Below are 19221 nucleotides of genomic sequence, written 5' to 3' on the forward strand. Positions count from 1 at the left end.
TAGTGTCGAATTATCTTCTCGTCCGTCTTAAGTATGCAATTTTCTTTAAAATGAATCACTCATTAAATTAGAGGCATTATGAAATACAAATCATTATTTATGCTGATGATCGCGCTGGTCTTCTCAGCAAATCTAATAGCGCAAAAACTTAACACAATCGACATCCCCTACAAAACATTTACTCTTAAAAACGGCTTAACATTAATTGTTCACGAAGATAACAAAGCACCAATTGTTGCAGTTAATATTTGGTATCATGTTGGTTCTAAAAACGAAAAACAGGGTAAAACCGGTTTCGCGCATTTATTTGAGCATTTAATGTTTAATGGAAGCGAAAATTTTGATGATGATTATTTTAAGATTATGGAAAAAATTGGGGCAACTGACTTGAACGGTACCACCAATAATGACCGCACAAACTATTTCCAGAATGTACCAAAATCGGCTCTCGATTTAGCCTTGTGGATGGAAAGTGATAGAATGGGGCATTTACTTGGTGCCGTTACTCAAGCAAAACTTGATGAGCAGAGAGGTGTAGTTCAAAATGAAAAACGTCAAGGTGAAAATGAACCTTATTCAATTGCTTATGAATTAATTACTCACAATACTTATCCCAAAGGGCATCCATATTCATGGACGGTAATCGGCTCAATGGAAGATCTTGAAGCGGCAAAACTTGAAGATGTTCATGAATGGTTCAAAACTTATTATGGACCAAATAATGCCGTGCTTGTTGTTGCAGGTGATATTAACGCCGAAGAAGTTTATAAGAAAGTAGAAAAATATTTTGGGGATATTCCGGCTGGTCCTCCAATTTCAAAATCACAAATCAATATCGCCAAAATGGTTGGCACTAAACGTCATGCCGCGCAGGATAGAGTTCCTCAGGCACGAATAACTAAAATTTGGAATATCCCTCAATGGGGGACAAAAGAATTGGCTCACCTCGATTTATTGAGCGATATTCTGGCTTCAGGAAAAACATCCCGATTTTATAAAAGATTAGTTTATGAAGATCAGATAGCGACGCGCGCAGCATCATATTACAGCGATGGAGAAATTGGAAGTCAATTTATTGTTGAAGCAGATGTTAAACCCGGAGTAAATATTTCTGAAGTTGAAAAAGCTCTTGATGAGGAATTAGCAAAGGTATTAAAATCGGGTGTTACCGAAAAAGAATTGAAGAAAGTCAAATCACAATTTTTTGCCGGATTCATCCGTGGAATTGAAAGAATTGGCGGCTTTGGCGGCAAGTCCGATATACTTGCTCAAAATATGGTTTATGGCGGTTCTCCCGATTATTATAAAACATATCAAAAATTTATTGCCGAAACTACACCTGCGGATATCAAAAACGCGGCAAATAAATGGTTGAGCGATGGTGTATTTATTTTGGAAATTCATCCATATCCACCATACGCTACAGTTACTAGTGATGTTGACCGAAAGACAGTACCCCAAGCTGGAGAATCACCGGAGGTAAAATTCCCCGACGTTCAAAAAGATAAGTTAAGCAATGGAATGCAAATATTGTTAGCAGAAAGAAAAGCTATTCCGGTAGTTAATCTTAATTTGATGTTTGATGCAGGCTTTGCGAGCGATCAGTTTGCATCCCCCGGTACAGCAAGTATGGCGATGAATATGCTTGATGAGGGGACAAAAACAAAAGACGCACTTCAAATTAGTGAAGAATTACAAATGTTGGGAGCTACTTTAGGAACCGGTTCTAATCTTGATATGGCATTTATAAATATGAGCGCTCTAAAAGCTAATCTTGATCCTTCATTAAATTTATTTGCCGATGTAATTTTGAACCCCTCATTCCCTCAAAAGGAACTTGAAAGATTAATAAAAGAAAGAATTGTTGGAATTCAGCGTGAAAAAGTTCAGCCAATTCAAATGGGTCTTCGTGTTGTACCTAAATATATTTATGGGGAAGATCATCCTTATGGTAAACCATTCAGCGGGTCAGGATTTGAATCAACAGTTATGAAACTTACTCGTGATGATATGGTTAAGTATCATCAAACCTGGTTTAAGCCAAATAACGCAACCATTGTGATTGTAGGCGATATTACAATGAGTGAAATAAAACCAAAGCTCGAAAAATTATTTGCGGCATGGAAACAGGGAGATGTTCCAGATAAAGAAATTAAAACTGTTGCTGCACCAGATAAACCGGTTGTTTATTTAATGGATCGACCGGGTTCACAATCATCCATTATATTCGGCGCTCAAGTAGCCCCCCCATACGGTGATAAAGAAAGCATTGCTATTCAATCTATGAATGATATTCTTGGTGGAATGTTTACTTCAAGAATTAATATGAATTTAAGAGAGGATAAGCATTGGTCATATGGTTCGGGTGCATTTATGCCCAACGCAAGAGGACAAAGACCCTACTTGTTTTATGGTGTTGTTCAGGTAGATAAAACCAAAGAATCTATTCAAGAAATAATCAAAGAAACAAAAGGTTATGTTGGCGATAAACCGGCTACAAATGAGGAAGTAAATCAAGTGAAAGAGCAAAACTCACTTTCACTTCCCGGAAGTTGGGAAACCAACGCAGCCGTAGCAAATTCACTTGTAACTTCGGTTAGTTACAATCTTTCTGATGGTTACTGGAACGAATATTCCTCAAAAATCAAAAATCTTTCAGTTAACGATATCCAGTCAGCGGCAAAAAGAATTATTTCTCCCGACAATCTAATTTGGGTAGTTGTAACCGATGCCTCAAAAACAAAAGAGGGATTAAAAGAATTAGGTTATGAAATTAGAATGATTGATGGTGACGGCAATTTGATTAAGTAAAAAAGAAGCTGTCTCAAAAGTAAAAATGCTTTTCATTAATAACTTTTGGGACAGCTTTTATTTTAAGTTTGCCCGAGATACTCATCTCAAACATTATACTCAGCAATAATTAATTAACAGTTAAATGGGGATTAATTTTACCTACAAGATGTGATTTTGGAACAGCTCCAACAACGGCATCAACTAATTTTCCACCTTTAAATATTCCCAATGTTGGAATGCTCATAATTCCATACTGGGATGCTACCTGAAAATTTTCATCTGTATTAACTTTTACAACTTTTAGTTTTCCGGAAAGATCATTTGCTATTTCCTCAACAACAGGTGCTACCATGCGGCATGGTCCACACCAGGGAGCCCAAAAATCAACCAATACCGGAATGTCACTTTGTAAAACTTCTTGCTGGAAATTGTTGTCGGTTCCTACTATTACATTATTCATTTCATTCTCCTTTTTGAATTTTCTATCCGTTTGATGCCGCTCAGAAAAAAAGGATTCATAAAAATTATAGGATAGTTGTGAGCTCCTGGAGGGAAGTAATTTTTGGCACGTCTATGTTTTTTGTTATGGCGGAATTTGTTTTGGTTCCCCTGTCAATTAATATTGCGTTCAACCCGGCATTAATTGCCCCCTGTATATCATCCTCGGGATTGTCTCCAATATAAACCACTTCTTCGGGATTCAACCCACATTTAGATAAGCCTATCTCAAATATTTTCTTCTCCGGTTTTTTGCAATTCACATCATCTGAAACAATTATAAAATCGAATAATGATTTGAGTTTTGTACTCCCTACAACTTCATAAATATGTGGCGCGTGATCAAAATTTGTTATTAAACCAACAGTATATATCTTTCTCAAATTTTCAATTGTGGAAATAGAATGACGATCAAGCTCAATTTGTTCCTGCCATTTTTGAACGGATATATTTGCCAATTCCTTTATCTGTTCAATTGGCAGAGTTAAATTAATTTCTTCAAGAAAATACTTAATCTTCGACTCGTAGGTTGTAAGCTGAAGTGTATTATTTTTAGGAACATCAATTGTGATAATTTTATCACAGAGAATTTCAATTTGATTAAAGGAAATATTGTAGGGTTTACCTATATACTCATAATAACAATTTATCCAATGTCTGTTTGCTGCATCATAATCATTAAATGTTAATAATGTACCATACAGATCAAAAAACACTCCTCTAATTTTATTTTTATCGGTTATCATTTATCGAGATTTAATATTCGTATAACATCATCATGTATTTTTCCTGCTGTTGCGACCATACTGGTTCCAGTTACAGCATCGCCTCCTTTATAGTCGGTTACTTTCCCGCCGGCGCCTCTAATAACCGGAATTACCGCAAGAGAATCCCAAGGATTCATAATCGGATCAATCATTATATCTGCGAACCCGGTAGCAACTAAATAGTATCCGTAGCAGTCGCCCCACATTCTATAATATTTAACTTTTCGCATCAGGTTATCAAATCCAGCCTTACTTTGGTATTTTTCAATATGCAGATAATCAGTTCCGAGAAGTATTGCCTGCGATAAATCATCGCACTTCCTAACATTAACAGCTTTCCCATTTAGTAATGCCGAATCGTTATCGCCAATCAAAAATTCATTAAGTATAGGTTGATTAATAACACCCAAAATTGGTTCATTATTTTTGACAAGAGCAATAAGAGTTCCGAATGTTACAGTTCCGCAAATAAAACTTTTTGTTCCGTCAATCGGGTCCAGTATCCACTTGTATTCTGATTCCGAATTATGCTCCCCAAATTCCTCACCCAAAATTCCATGCTCTGAATATCGTTTCATAATTAATTCACGCATCAATTCTTCGGCTTTTTTATCGGCAATTGTTACCGGCGATTCATCAGCTTTGTTCTCAATTTTTACATCTGTACGCCAATACTGCTTAATTAATTTTCCACTCAGCATTGCGAGTTCTTCAGCAAACAGTTTTAACTCTTTTAATTCACTCATCTATTTATCTCATCTTTTGTGGGAGTCCATTCAAATAAAATAATACATAATAATAGTAAGTTAAATTTATAGATTTGAAAATCTTTAACAAAACTATTGTATTTTCGCTGATAGAAAAATGAATCTAGTTACAGCAAATAGCGAATCAATTCAACATGCGGCTCAAATTATAAAGTCGGGGGGATTAGTTGCGTTTCCCACCGAGACAGTTTATGGGCTGGGTGCTGATGGTTTAAATCCAATTGCCGTGGCAAAAATATTTGAAGCAAAAAAGCGTCCCACATTTAATCCCTTAATTCTGCACATTGCCGAAAAAAACTGGTTCACAAAACTTGCATCATCAATTGATGAAAATATTGAATTGTTGATTGAAAAATTTATGCCCGGACCGCTGACATTAGTCCTTCCTAAAAAGGAAATTGTACCGGATATTGTAACTTCAGGCAATAACACTGTTGCCATCCGAATGCCAAACCATCGGGTTGCTTTAGAGTTAATTAAAGAAGCCGGAACTCCAATAGCAGCGCCAAGCGCCAATAAATTTGGGCATTTAAGTCCTACCGAAGCAATTCATGTTAAAAAATATTTGGGCGGTAAAGTTGATTTAATTTTAGATGGGGGAAAATGTTCGGTTGGAATTGAATCAACAATAATTCAATACGAAGAGGGAAATTTCTATCTGCTTCGTCATGGCGGTATTTCCAAAGAAGATCTTGAAAAGATTACTGGAAAATTTTCAAATAAAAAACTAGACGCTGATAAGCCAAATTCACCGGGGCAATTGCCATTTCATTATTCACCCAATACTCCTCTAAAATTTTATGACGAATCTTTACTTGATGAATCTAAAAATATAGGGGCATTATTCTTCAGAGAAAAAACTGATAATTTTAATTACAAAATTGAACGGGTGCTCTCCCCCACCGGTAATCTTAGAGAAGCCGCTGCTAATTTATTTTTGATTCTGCATGAGTTTGAAACATTAGACCTGGATCTAATATTAGTGGAAAAAATAGAGCAATCAGGGTTGGGATCCGCCATTATGGATAGATTAACAAAAGCAGTTAATAAACATTATTGATTTTCATAAATTCAGTTCATAGCTTGCTTACAAATAATTCTAATAAGTCTAACAATTCTATTTTGAAAGAAAACAATACCGAGGAAAAACTAAGGCTGCTTGTCGCCGAACAACAAGAGTTAAACAGGCAATTGAAAGAATCGCAGGATGAACTGCATAAATTAAATGCTAATAAAGACCGATTAATTTCAATTATTGCCCACGATTTAAGAAGCCCCTTCAATTCACTATTAAATTTTTCTGAGTTTCTCGTTGAAGATATTGACGAACTCCCCAAAGAAGAGATTAAACTTTTTGCCCAAAAGATAAATGAAGCGGCAAATAATTTATTTACACTGCTCGAAAATCTTTTGCAGTGGTCACGCATGGAATCGGGCAAATTTCCATTTCATCCCGGCAAGTTAAATTTAAGATACAAGATTAATCAGGTTATAAAGTTATTCATTGATATTGCCGAGATTAAAAAAGTAAAAATTATCAACAACGTTCCCGAAACTTGTATAGCTTTTGCAGATGAAGATATGATGTTCTCAGTAATTCAGAATCTTTTATCCAACGCTATTAAATTTTCAAAAGATAATGGAGAAATTATATTTGATGGAGTAGTTGAGAATAACATGATTAAGATTTCCGTTAACGATACAGGGGTTGGGATTAAAGAAGATGATTTAGCAAAACTTTTTCGGAATGATATTCGCCATTCAACTTATGGCACACATGATGAGAAGGGCTCTGGACTGGGATTAATGATCTGCAAGGAAATGGTTGAAAAAAACAACGGAGAAATAAGTGTAACAAGTAAATTTGAAGAAGGAACTACTTTTTCTTTTACACTCCCCACGTTTAGTGCTCAACAGAACTAATGACTTTTCACTGCCGGCCTCAGTTTTATAATAGCGTTTTTAATAAAATTTGGAATTACTGTTTTTCGGGTTAGCTTAATCGCGTTTTCCTCCTCGAGTAGTGCAAGCATATCATAATACTTTTGTTCACCATATTTGCTGATCACATGTTCTTTCCTATCTGGTTTTCTAAAATGAAAATACATACTTGCCGGATCAGCTTCGGGATGAAATTGGGTGCCAACAATCTCATCAGAAATGCGCACTGCCATAATTGCTCTTTCAAGTTCCACATGGGGTCTAAATTTTTCGATGCACAATATTTTAGCGTTAAGCTCATCAATTTTAGATTGATTAGGCTGAACGACCTGCCATTCTCTAAAATCGGCCGCATAAAAAGGTTCGGGTAAATTTTTTAATATTATTTCATCTTTTGCCAATTCTGTTTTATGAACCGGCATAACACCAAATGATTTAGAATTTCTCCTAACAACTTCCCCAAATTCAAAGAAGCGGGCCATCAACTGAAATGAATGGCATATAAAAAATAAGTGCTTCTTTTCTTCATTGCCTTCATTAAAATTCCAGATAGAATCTAGAAGTGAGAAATAGTTTTTTTCCCAAGGAGTGTTTTCCCCCTCAAACGGACTTCCCGGTCCACCAGAGGAGATAAAAATATTATAATCTAAATTTGGTATCTCATTTTTATAACGAGTGTCGAATAATTCATAGTTAACCGATAGTGAAGGATACAAGCAATCTATCTCATTAATAATGTCTTTTATGCATCTTATGCCCTGGTTCTCTTCATTATTATAAAGATCTAATATGGCAATTTTTATTTCTTCGCTTTTCAATTTCATCCTTTTTTAATAGTGCAAATATAACTTACTTTCTTATAAGACTTTCGGCTGAATTTACTTTTACTGAATTTTAAGATACCGGCAAGTTAAGTATTGAAGTTAATAACCAATTCATCTATATCATTTTTAAACATATAACACTATTTTTTCAAACAAGTTTATTGAAAAAACCGAGGTACTGCTGGATAATTATTTTAAAGAAAAATGCTCGTGCGGGTTCGACAAATCTAATAAGCACATTCAGCATCAATCCGAGTATTCCAGTTTTGGCTGGATTTTATATTGGATTGGTATTAGCGCCAAACCGGTGCGGGTAAGTTTTAAATGTTCCAATTGCGGCGAAATTATTGAATCGACGGATAATCCCGAAATACTTAAAAAATACGTGGGCAGGTAATAAATTAATTAACCAGCTCTAAAAATTTTACAAATAACTTTTTTAGATGGAGGCAGCAGATGTCAAAAGATATGATATTGGAGAAAATTGAACAGGCGGTAAAAATTCTAAATGAGAAAAATATTGATATGTGGATGACTTATGTAAGAGAAACGGGAAATATAAAAGATCCAATGCTTGATATGATTGTTGGAACTAACGCCACCTGGCAAACCGCATTCATAATAACAAAAAGTGGTGAAACTCATGCGGTATTAGGTTCACTTGAATTGGAAAACATGAAAGCTGTTGGCACTTATAAAAATATTCATCCATACTTAAAAAATATTAAGGATGAATTAGTAAAAGTCCTCGATTCTATTAAACCAAATAAAATAGCAATCAACTTTTCCCGTAATTCGAGTTTGGCCGATGGAATGACCTACGGTTTGTACCTCGAATTAATGGATCATTTAAAAGAGACAAAATATGCAAACTCATTTATTTCTTCGGAAGAAATTGTTGCGGCTTTGAGAGGAAGAAAATCGCATACTGAAATATCAAATACAAAAAAAGCAATTGAAGATACACTCAAAATTTTTGATGAAGTTACAAAGTTTATTAAACCGGGTCTTTCCGAAAAGGATATCGCAAATTTTGTTTTAGATATCTGTGAGAAAAGAGGATTGGAACCATCATGGGAGGTTGAACATTGCCCGGCAGTATTTACCGGACCCAATACAGCGGGAGCGCATTCGGGCCCTACCGATAGAAAGGTTGAATGCGGACATGTAATCAATATGGATTTTGGCGTTAAGCATAATGGTTATTGCGCCGACCTTCAGCGGACCTGGTATGTTTTGCATCCCCACGAAGATAAAGCTCCTATAGAAGTTCAAAAAGGTTTTGATGTTATTGTTGAATCAATCACCCGTTCCGCAAATGAAATGAAACCGGGAAAACAAGGATGGGAAATTGATCAGGTTGCGAGAAACTATATTCAAATTTGTGGGTACGATGAATTTCCCCACGGTCTCGGGCATCAGGTTGGAAGAGCAACACACGACGGCGGAGCTTTGATGGCGCCTAAATGGGAGCGTTATAATAATCTTCCCTATCTTGAATTAGAAGAGAATAATGTTTTTACAATCGAGCCCCGTTTAACAATTAAAGATTATGGTATTGCTACAATTGAAGAAATGGTTTTAGTTACAAAAGATGGTGTTGAGTGGCTTTCGAATAGACAAAAGGAAATTTATTTAATAAAACCGTAATTATGATTGCGATTAATTATGAGAACGCGTGTAAAAATTTGCTGTATCTCCAGCATCGAAGAAGCTAAACTTGCAATAAAAAATGGAGTAGACGCAATTGGTCTGGTTGGAAATATGCCGAGCGGTCCCGGTGTAATAGATGATAATTTAATAGCAAAGATTGCAAAGTTCGCTCCTCCTCCAATCGCTACATTTTTATTGACTTGTGAAACTGAACCAGATAAAATTATTTCACATCATAAAAAAGTAAATACAACTACAATTCAACTTGTGGATGAAGTTAAGCCGGAGGCATATTCGCAGATTCGTTCTAATTTGCCAGCAGTGAAGATTGTTCAAGTTATTCATGTAATTGATGAAGATTCGGTTGAACAGGCAATTTCTATTTCACAATTTGTTGATGCAATACTACTCGACAGCGGCAATCCAAATCTAAAAGTAAAAGAACTTGGTGGAACAGGGAAGGTTCATAATTGGAAACTTAGCCGAAAAATTGTGGAGTCTGTTTCAATTCCAGTTTTTCTTGCCGGTGGCTTAAATCCCGATAACATTGTAGAAGCAGTTGAAGCAGTACATCCTTTCGGAGTTGATGTTTGTTCGGGATTAAGAACAAACGGCCTTTTGGATGAAAGTAAAGTTGAAAAGTTTATGAATGCTATTCATGTGGCGTCAAGAAATGGTTCTTGACGACTGAATATGTTTGTGATCTTAGCATCAGCTACCGGCTGTCAAGGACCAATCCTTGACAGTTAAGTATGCTATCGCAAAGAAAAAGTTCTTGGCGACCAAGAGATGTACCGTCAAGAAATGGTTCTTGACGGCTTAATCTGTTTATGATCTTCGAAGCGTATCCTTGCCGTCGAAGACCGCTCCTTGACAGCGATTAATGATTATGATCATAATTTAATTAACACGATCAGCAATAAACCAGAAAGAAAATGATATGGCCGAGTTAAAAACAAAACAGAACAATAAATCGGTTACCGAATTTTTAAAATCCATCCCAGATCAACAAAAGCAAAAGGAGTGCTTGACTATAAACAATCTTTTGAAAAAGATATCTAAGGCAAAACCTAAAATGTGGGGAGACGCAATTATCGGGTATGGTTCCTATCGCTACAAATATGAGAGTGGCAGAGAGCTAGACTGGTTTCCAATCGGATTTTCTCCCCGTAAAAATAATATTACACTATATACAATGTGCGGATTTGAAAAGAATGCCGGGTTAATGAAAAAATTGGGAAAGTATAAAACCGGGAAATCGTGTCTTTATATCAATAAGCTTGAGGATGTTGATTTAAAAATTCTCGAGGAAATATTTACTAACGCTTTCTATTCGAAGATGGCAAAAGGCTAATTTAATTTCTCCCAATCTAACTTGGCTGTTAAGGACCAATCCTTGACAAATCATTCTTCCGCCAAGAAGTGGTTCTTGGCGTCCGAGAGGTCTTCCGTCAAGAAGTGGTTCTTGGCGACACCAAGAGATATCCCGTCAAGAAGTGGTTCTTGACGGCGGAGACGTTCACAAGGCTGTCGAGGACCATTCCTCGACAGCCACTATGCTATCATCTAAAACGCGAAGTTAACCGCCAACCGGTTTACATTATCAAAAACATCCATTTTAGAAAATGAATAATTGACCTCAACATTATAGCCGGAAAGCGATGTATTAACACCCGCTCCCATTGACCAGGAAGCGATATCCCTATTTGTTTGATATCCCGCTCTCAAAGCTACCACACCAAGAAAACGGTACTCGGCGCCAATATTCATTCTTTCCGAATATGAGTTTGAATGGAGAAAATCTACCGCAAATGTAAGCGCGTCCTCTTTCGAATCAGTAATAAATTGGAGCAGATCAATTGCGGCACCAAGTGTAAAAGTTAATGGAAGTTGTTCATCAACAGCTTCTCTCTTAAGATTAGAAGCGAAATTTCTAATCGCCATTCCAAAGCGGAAATCTTTGTAATCGGTATTGTAAAGTACACCGGCATCAAACACAAATTTAGCGGCATTATTCTCTCTGGATGAACCATCATAAAATGAATTGCTACCTAAATTTTGTCCTGCATACCGAATGTTTCCCCCAATCGAAAACTGTGTACTAATTTGTCGCGCATAAGAAATACCAAACGAATAAGCGCCAACATTATCTATCAACCCGGTTTCAATATATCCATCGGGATAGGATGACAATTGCGATGGATGCGCCAATCGTGTTCCAATAATATTTCCATAATCAACACTCAGCAAACTAATGCCCACTGTTCCTAATTCTTCAAGATTATAGGTAACCGCGCCTGCTAAATATTTAATATCGGCAATCCACTGAGTGTAATTAAAAGTAACATCAAACGGGGTTTTGCTTCCAGCAATTCCCGCTGGATTATAAAATATTGCATCCGAATTATTCCCAACCGCAAAATAGGCTTCCCCCATTGCGCTGGCTTTTGGTGATACACTCACCAGTTGAAAATTCATTGTACTCTGAGCGAGTTTATTAATGCCAACCTGTGCATTAATAATGTTCACACAAAAAAGAAGAACCGCGGCGGTTACAAATATTTTTATAGTTTTCATTTCAAAGTTCTCCTTAATATTAGCGAACAATTATAAATTTCTGATAAGAGTGCTCGCCGCTTGGTTTTTGAAACACCGCAATGTAAACCCCGCTGCTTATAACTTGCTGGCTATCGGTAATCAGATCCCATTTTTCTGATCCATCATTTGTAACTTTATTATGATCAATCGTTTTGATTAAATCGCCATTCTCTGTAAATATTTTAATAGTGCATTCAGTCGGAAGATTCACAAAAAATAATAATCTGCCGTTACTCGAGCCATAAGCCGACGCGTCATTAACGAGCGGATCATTAATGTTATATGGATTAGGTACAATTCTAACTCTTGTTAAATCATCTTGCGGTTTAAATGGTGGACTTACATAATAAATATTCGGGACGAGTAATCTACTACTGTAAATTATTTTACCACGAGTTGTTGGATCGGCAGTTAAATCATTTTGATTTATTCGAGCTTTCGATTGAACGTAATAATAATAACTTGCCTGCGGAACTAAACTTTTATCTTTATAAAAATGAACTGCGGCTTTATCGTTAGCATCCGAATCATAAACCGGTTCATAATAAACTGTATCTACATTTGATACTTTACGCATAATTCTATAACCGGCAAAGTTTGGCATCTTTTCGGCATCCGGGCAGGACCATGTTAATTCAGTTCCATCCGGATATGCCGCAACTTTTAAATCAATTGGTGGCGGGGGAGCTTGTGGTATTTTGTAGTTGTTATCAAAATTCCATTTTGCTCTGTATGCAGAAAGCATTACAGAATCTATTCCGGAACTTAGCCATCTATTTTTTCTTATTTCATATTCATCATTGGTTGGAAATACAAAATTAGTAGGAAGCCATCCCGTAACCGGATTTGGCATATTCTGCGGTTCTTCCTTTAATGTTTTTCTTAATGCTTTTTTCCCAACTTCATTCGCCTTTTCCAAACTAATACCGGCAAATCCCGAAGCATATACAATTCTTATTTTTTGTCCCGGCTTTAATTCTTTATAGGGACCAAAAACGATATGCATCAATGATTGATTACCTTGTGAAATACCGCTGGGATATTGGGAAAAATCAGCTACCCCCAACTCATCATTATTTAATCCATGAAGTGTATTTGGAAAAGCATTACCTTTAATTGGATATAGTTTTGAAAACTCTCCTCTAATTGCCCAAAATGTTGAACCGCCATTTCCGCCAAATTCATCTTCTGATGGAGAATAGGGCATCTTTGTATCGTTGCCGATATATGTAATTCTTGGTTGAAGAAAATCATCAACATCTTCGGCTGAGTTTGCATAGGCGTTCTTAGATGCATGTAGAATTGAAACGAAGTGCATTTTATTGCCGGTTAATCTTCCCCCCTGGTTAATTGCAGGAGCTCCCATTTGATCTCCCGGACGGTTAGGGTCATCCGCGCTGTATTCATAAAACACTCTAAGTTTACCCGGTACTTTACCTCCTGCAAAAGTTAATAATGTATCTGCAGGTCTTCCTCCATGATAATGTTGCCAGGTAAGGGAGGGATTAAATGCTTCGTTATTTGAGGGAGCTGGATTTCTTCCATCCGAAAAAATTGTGTTTATCATATTTGAGGTCATTAGTATATAAACATCTTTATAGGTGGAATCTTTATGCTGATTAGTAAATTCAAAATCATAAATCATATAATTATCATTATAATTTTGACCCCACGCCATAATTTTTCTTTTAACTGTAATGTCATAAATATATCTGTTGGTCACCTCAACAATATGATCATAAGTTCCGCCGGAAAATTTTGTAGGATCCAGCCGCGTCTTCGCATCATAAACATCATAAGTATTCTTTGACCCCACAATATTCTGTGCGGTATAAGGATATCTCACAAAGCTGGTCATCGGAACTTCAACTTTTCTTCCATTCGGAAAATATGTTTGATCAATCAAATCGAATACAGCAATAGTATCATTTTGCCTTAGCGGATCCGTTTCAAATGAATTGAAAAAATACCTTGTTGCGATCGAAAAACCCGCGCCTACATTCGCTTGTCTGTATTGTCCTCTCATTATAGTTAAATCATAATCATTCGGGAAAAAACTGGGTGCGGCGAAATTACTTCCACTGCTTCCGTTATCTGTAACACCAATCCACATTTTCCCCATTTTCATTCTTGCGATATTTTGAGAATGAACCATACTTGTGGGAATAATGAATAATATAATAAGCAAGAGCAGTAACAATCTTTCAATTGTTGTGCTTATTAATCTTGTTTTTATGATATACATTTATTTCTCCGCAATTAAATTTTTATATGAATTAAAATTCTACCCGCATACCAAACCAAATATCGCGCGGTTGTGAAAAGAGCCAGAATGAATTATTGGGATTGTTGATGTATGGTTTATCATCCGATCTCAAATCACCAATTTTATCGTTGCCACCAATGTATTGTCCTGGATTCTGCTCTCTTAATCTATCATACGCAGAAGAATTGTAAATGGGAAGTTTTAATGACGCCATATAATTTTGGAAGTCGGATCCGCCAAGTCCTTCGGTATAAGGATAATCAGTATGGATTTGACTAACCTTTATATTAAATAGATTATTTATATCGAGGTAAAATGAAGTAGTAACTCCGGCAATTTTAACGGCTTTAGTTAATTTCAGATCAATCATATAATATGTAGGCCAGCGTGGTAAATCTCCCACGTGTTGAAGCCCGAGTGGATTCCAAGTATTTTGACTAACATAATCGCCTGCTCTCCATGTGGCAAAGATAGACATTGACCAGCCGCCGAGAGGATATTCTCCAAAAACTTCTGGACCGGTTGTTTCCGGAAGTCTGAATGTAATGTTTGCATTAAATGAAGGTATCGGGAGGGCTTTTGTTTCCTGTCCTTGATACTGATCTTGTTCAACATCAACCGCAATTTCTCTAATTGTTCTAATACCTGTATAACCGGTTTTCTTGAGCATATATTCAAAATTCAACCAACCTGATATCCAGCTGTTATCGTTTTTGGCAAGATTAATTTCGAGTCCTTGAATATCCTGATATTGATTATTCAATTGCCCGCTGTAACTAATTCCTCCGGATGCGCTAACATAATCAGCATCTCCGGCCTGTCCCGTTACATCCTTTGAATATCCGGATATAGATAATATATAGCTGTCAATAAAGTTGTATGCAATTCCCAACTCATACTGTATTGTTCTTGGCGGCTCGAGATTAGGATTGGACATGTCGTAAATACCATTTTTAGTGTAACGATATCTGAATTGATACATTGTGTAGTAGGGAGGATTGGATCTGAAGTGACCATAATTAAAATAAAATTTAGAATTAACGGTAACCGGGAATGATATTCCGAGGCGCGGACTAATAGTCCAATAATTTTTTACTGGTTGTAAAAAACCAGGATTAGCCGCTTCATATCTATTCCAAACATCCCATATATACGAATTACCCGCAGCTAAGTAATCGAACAACCAGGTACCAATTGTATCTATTGGAAGATACGCTTTACTGTATGGATCTGATGGCCATCTTCCGCCACCGCCATAATAATAATCTGCACGCAACCCAATGTTCGCAACTATCTGATTATAGTTTATCTGATCTTGTATATATAATCCGGTTTGGCTCGGCCAGCGGTGGTAATTAAATTCATAAGTATTATAAGGACCCGATTGATTCCACTTTTGCCAAAGCTTATGGTTGATATCAATGTAGTTATATTCAATTCCACCTTTCACATAGTTATTATCATCTACTTGAGAGGCAATTTCTAATTTTGCACCAAATTGACTTACATGAGAGTTATCATATAAATCCCCTTCTTTGCTTCTAAATCTTCGTGGAACTCCGGGTAGTGCATCATAACCGGGATATTTGTAACCATCAACTGTATTTGAAGATGCGAATTGTAATTTTCCATAAGGCATCTCTGTAACAGGGAATGGACCAAACCGTGTAATTACTGTGTTGTCTCTGTTATCTCCTACATTAGAATTATTTTTAATACTTAGATAACTGAGAGTAAATTCTAAATATGTTCTCTTGCTCAACAATTGATTTACGGAAATACCATTCATCAATGTTGTTTGTGAAAGAATTGGATAGAATGGAGGATCATACCAATAATATCCTGGTCCAGAAGAACCTTCTGAGGCACGATACATATTTCTAACATTATTGATCGGCATAAAGCCCCCGGCATTTGCAGCATTTGGAGCATCTCCAAATGCAGGCCTTATAGGACTAAGACCAATCTGTCTTTTCCACAATGTGTTATATGTTACTGAAGTCCCTTCAAAAGGCGTTGCTTTTATAGTTCCCAAAGTTGTGTAAGTTTTCTGACTCTTCAATTCGAAGGGCATTACATAATGTTGTTCGGCTGAATTATTGGAAATATAAAAAGTAGCATCACCGAGAGCTTTTCCGATAAATGGAATCGGTCCGCCAAATCCGCCATCAAAATTCCAATCGTAATTTTCTTCAACCATATGATGAGCGGCAAATGCGGCTTTCTGATCTGCCGGTACATCGTAATAACCAATTTGTTGTTTTAAATCTGCGGGAAGTCTTGCCAAAGCGTCATAATCCGGTATTGCCATATGCATCCAATGGGCAAGTAAAAATAAATCCATTGCACTCGCTTGATTTTCGGGAGTCTTGCCAGTATTATAATTTTTCGCCATCGTAATCCAACCTTGAAAAGATGCAGATTGAGGATGCTGTGCCTGCATATATGGATCGTTTGCCCAAACTGTAGCCGGACCAACAAAAGCAATATTAGGATCGAGGTAGGCATTCAATGCATCATTATAGGGATCATAAAATGAATCACCAAATCTTTTCATGTGTGTATTGTTTCTCTGTAAACTAAATGTTCCTTTGTATCCCTCTTTAGAACCACTTTTTGTAGTAATATTAATTAATCCGGATCTGAAGTTTCCATACTCGGCATTATATCCACCTGAGAGTAAAGAAACTTGATCAATCGCGCTCATTGGAATTGATGTTTCGGCATTTCCAACAGCGGCATTATTATATGAAAGCCCATTTATCATTGCGCCGGTTTGATCTGAGGATCCCCCTCTAATGGTTAAGAATCCATTACTCTCTGAAATACCCGGCATTTTCTGTAGGAATGCGTTAATCTGTCGAACTCCCGATGCATCTTTCAGCTGTTCAGATGATACAACCATTTGAGTATTTGATACTTCTTTATGCAACTCATCTTTTTGCGCGGTAACAACTATCTCCTGTCCTTGAATCATTGATGACTGCAAATCAATCTTTAAATTTGTTACTCTATCGGCAGATACAACCACATCGGGAATTATCTGAGTCGCGTATCCAATCATTGAAACCTGCAGAGTATATGTTCCTACTGGTACATTTATAATAATAAATTTCCCATCGAAATCGGTTGCGGCACCAAGATAAGTATCCCTTAGAACAACATTCGCCCCGAGCAATGCTTCACCTGTTTGTGAATCTTTTACTGTTCCCATTAATCTGCTTCTAACTTGCGCGTTGGTAATTCCACTTGCAGATAGAAGGAGCAATAACATCAAGATGCTTGATATTTTCATAATAAAGTTATTTCGATGCATCTCTTCTCCCATTAATATTATTTTTATGAGACTACTTTATAAGAATCATTTTTTTTGTTTGAATATACGATCCCGTTTTTAACGTGTAAAAATAAACACCGCTGGATGTTGTAACGTAATGATCTAATGAAAACTTTATCTTATAATTACCCGACTGCTGAATTGTATTTACAAGTGTTGTTATTGTTCTACCTAAAATATCAAATACTTTTAGATCGACATGACTTGCTACTGATAATTGATAACTGATTGTTGTTTCCGGATTAAATGGATTGGGATAATTTTGAAACAATGTAAAGTTTTGAGGAACAAGATTTTCCTCCACGATTGTGGTAACTGTTCCATCAATTAATCCATTAAGATATAATTCAAGATTTGTATAACCACTCTCAGTAACAATTTTTCCATCCTCAGGATCATTGGGATTAAGACTTTTGGAGATTTCATAGTAATCGGGCATTCCATCAACATCAGCATCTAGTGCAGCTGCGGATGAATTTAAAATAGGCCATCCTCCAACTTCTATTTGTGAATCTATAATTCCTTTGCCCCCGTTTCTATATGTTGCCCCATACCGAGCTGTTCCGGTTCTCGTTTCTTCTAAAATTCTTTCATCGATAGAATCTCTTTTAGGAAAATTGGCTCCCGCTTTATTTAAAACTGATTGAAATGCTTCCTCCGCTGTCTCAATTCCAATTGGTTCATACGGAAATGGTTGTGACATTTTTTTCTCCGTAATATATGCGGCTCTGCTTCCCTGAACTCCACCGACCCAATTATTTGCAGTTACATTTGGAAATCCCTCAACAAAATTACCATCTATGTAAAATCTTGCCGCTGTATCGTATGGTTCAACAATTCTATAAAGTTTACCACTTGATGATGAAGTTGCGGGACCAGACTTATAGTAATTTGCCACAATATTGATTTTACCTTTTTCCCCGCCATATGCGCTATTATCGCCCCAATTATAAATTACATTATTTCTAAAATCTGTATTAACGCATGTTGTTGTTTCGCCGCCGGCAAATCGTGGGTTTCTGCTTGAATGATGGGCTAATAAATTGTGATGAAATGTTGCGTTGATTCCTCCCCAAATTCCACCATAACCATGATTCCCTTTTGAGTGAACCGACTTATATAAGCTTTCGCTAATAATGCACCATTGCATTGTAAAGTTTTGATTGCCGTAAAATGATGCGGCTTCATCAACAGACCAACTCATTGAACAATGATCAATTATAATATTTTTTCTGTTTCTTCCCCAGATAGCATCACTTTCAACTTTGTATAAATCACCTAATCTAAATCGAAGATATCTTATAATAATATTATCGGCACTAACTTGCACCGTATTACCGGCAATACAAATACCATCACCTGGAGCTGTTTGTCCGGCAATGGTTAAATCTCCTCTCGAAATATTCAAACTGGATTTCAGAAATATCGTACCTGAAACTTTGAAAACAATTGTCCGTGCACCAGTTTGGTTTACCGCGTATCTAAAACTTCCGGGATTATTATGATCATCTAAAGTTGTTACTTCATAAACTTTACCGCCTCTACCACCAGTTGTAAATTTTCCAAAACCTTCGGCACCAGGAAATGCCAATTGCTGTGCAGTGGTGATCGAATCATTAATAACTATTAATAATAATAGAATTATAGTTTTATTTATTCTTCGCAAATATCTCCCAAACTAATTATGCTTAACTTAAACGCTAACTTAATTTATGGAATATGATACCTTTTTGTCAAGTATAAACCTCGGAGTCTTATGAATTTGGGCCTAAATAAT

The 19221-nt window shown here is 36.5% G+C and carries 14 protein-coding genes; 6 read left to right on the top strand and 8 right to left on the bottom strand.

Annotated elements, in window-relative coordinates; all coding sequences use genetic code 11:
* Positions 1-78: 78 nt before the first annotated feature.
* Complete coding sequence (locus KF816_16685) at positions 79-2811, top strand: insulinase family protein (GenBank protein ID MBX3009662.1); 2733 nt, start codon at positions 79-81, stop codon at positions 2809-2811.
* A 109-nt stretch (positions 2812-2920) separates the two neighbouring features.
* Here KF816_16685 and trxA read toward each other — a convergent pair whose 3' ends face one another.
* The 3 genes from trxA to hisN form a co-directional block, all read right to left on the bottom strand.
* The gene (gene trxA / locus KF816_16690) at positions 2921-3253 is read right to left on the bottom strand and encodes a thioredoxin (GenBank protein ID MBX3009663.1); all 333 of its coding nucleotides are present in this window, start codon (positions 3251-3253) and stop codon (positions 2921-2923) included.
* A gap of 64 nt (positions 3254-3317) precedes the next feature.
* Positions 3318-4037: an HAD family hydrolase gene (locus tag KF816_16695; GenBank protein MBX3009664.1), complete on the bottom strand. Its 720-nt coding sequence runs from the start codon at positions 4035-4037 to the stop codon at positions 3318-3320.
* Positions 4034-4804, bottom strand: a complete 771-nt coding sequence (gene hisN / locus KF816_16700) for a histidinol-phosphatase (GenBank protein MBX3009665.1) — start codon at positions 4802-4804, stop codon at positions 4034-4036. Before hisN ends, KF816_16695 begins: the two co-directional genes overlap by 4 nt.
* A gap of 118 nt (positions 4805-4922) precedes the next feature.
* On the opposite strand from hisN, the gene KF816_16705 reads away from it, so the two are divergent.
* Positions 4923-5885 carry a threonylcarbamoyl-AMP synthase gene (locus KF816_16705; GenBank protein ID MBX3009666.1) on the top strand — a complete coding sequence of 321 codons (963 nt, stop codon included), beginning with the start codon at positions 4923-4925 and terminating at the stop codon, positions 5883-5885.
* A gap of 62 nt (positions 5886-5947) precedes the next feature.
* Complete coding sequence (locus KF816_16710; GenBank protein ID MBX3009667.1) at positions 5948-6748, top strand: HAMP domain-containing histidine kinase; 801 nt, start codon at positions 5948-5950, stop codon at positions 6746-6748.
* Here KF816_16710 and KF816_16715 read toward each other — a convergent pair.
* A complete protein-coding gene (locus KF816_16715; protein ID MBX3009668.1) occupies positions 6745-7590 on the bottom strand; it encodes a hypothetical protein in 846 nt (281 codons plus the stop codon). The two genes, KF816_16710 and KF816_16715, sit on opposite strands and share 4 nt — an antisense overlap.
* Positions 7591-8046: 456 nt before the next feature.
* Between KF816_16715 and KF816_16720 the strand changes: the two genes are divergently transcribed.
* From KF816_16720 to KF816_16730, 3 genes are all read left to right on the top strand, one after another.
* A complete protein-coding gene (locus KF816_16720; protein MBX3009669.1) occupies positions 8047-9240 on the top strand; it encodes a M24 family metallopeptidase in 1194 nt (397 codons plus the stop codon).
* Positions 9241-9258: 18 nt separating this feature from the next.
* Entirely contained in the window at positions 9259-9927 is a 669-nt protein-coding gene (locus KF816_16725; GenBank protein MBX3009670.1) for a phosphoribosylanthranilate isomerase, read from the top strand.
* Positions 9928-10183: 256 nt separating this feature from the next.
* Positions 10184-10597 (top strand): DUF1801 domain-containing protein, encoded by a 414-nt coding sequence (locus tag KF816_16730; protein ID MBX3009671.1) that lies wholly within the window; start codon positions 10184-10186, stop codon positions 10595-10597.
* Between the two features lie 212 nt (positions 10598-10809).
* Here KF816_16730 and KF816_16735 read toward each other — a convergent pair whose 3' ends face one another.
* The 4 genes from KF816_16735 to KF816_16750 are packed head-to-tail and all read right to left on the bottom strand — an operon-like array spanning position 10810 to position 19110.
* A complete protein-coding gene (locus KF816_16735; GenBank protein ID MBX3009672.1) occupies positions 10810-11820 on the bottom strand; it encodes a PorV/PorQ family protein in 1011 nt (336 codons plus the stop codon).
* 19 nt (positions 11821-11839) lie between these two features.
* Positions 11840-14086 (bottom strand): hypothetical protein, encoded by a 2247-nt coding sequence (locus KF816_16740; GenBank protein ID MBX3009673.1) that lies wholly within the window; start codon positions 14084-14086, stop codon positions 11840-11842.
* A 31-nt stretch (positions 14087-14117) separates the two neighbouring features.
* A complete protein-coding gene (locus KF816_16745) occupies positions 14118-17423 on the bottom strand; it encodes a TonB-dependent receptor (protein ID MBX3009674.1) in 3306 nt (1101 codons plus the stop codon).
* A gap of 31 nt (positions 17424-17454) precedes the next feature.
* Positions 17455-19110 (bottom strand): T9SS type A sorting domain-containing protein, encoded by a 1656-nt coding sequence (locus KF816_16750; GenBank protein ID MBX3009675.1) that lies wholly within the window; start codon positions 19108-19110, stop codon positions 17455-17457.
* Between the last annotated feature and the right edge of the window lie 111 nt (positions 19111-19221).

The organism is Melioribacteraceae bacterium, from assembly GCA_019638015.1.
GTDB lineage: Bacteria > Bacteroidota > Ignavibacteria > Ignavibacteriales > Melioribacteraceae > JAHBUP01.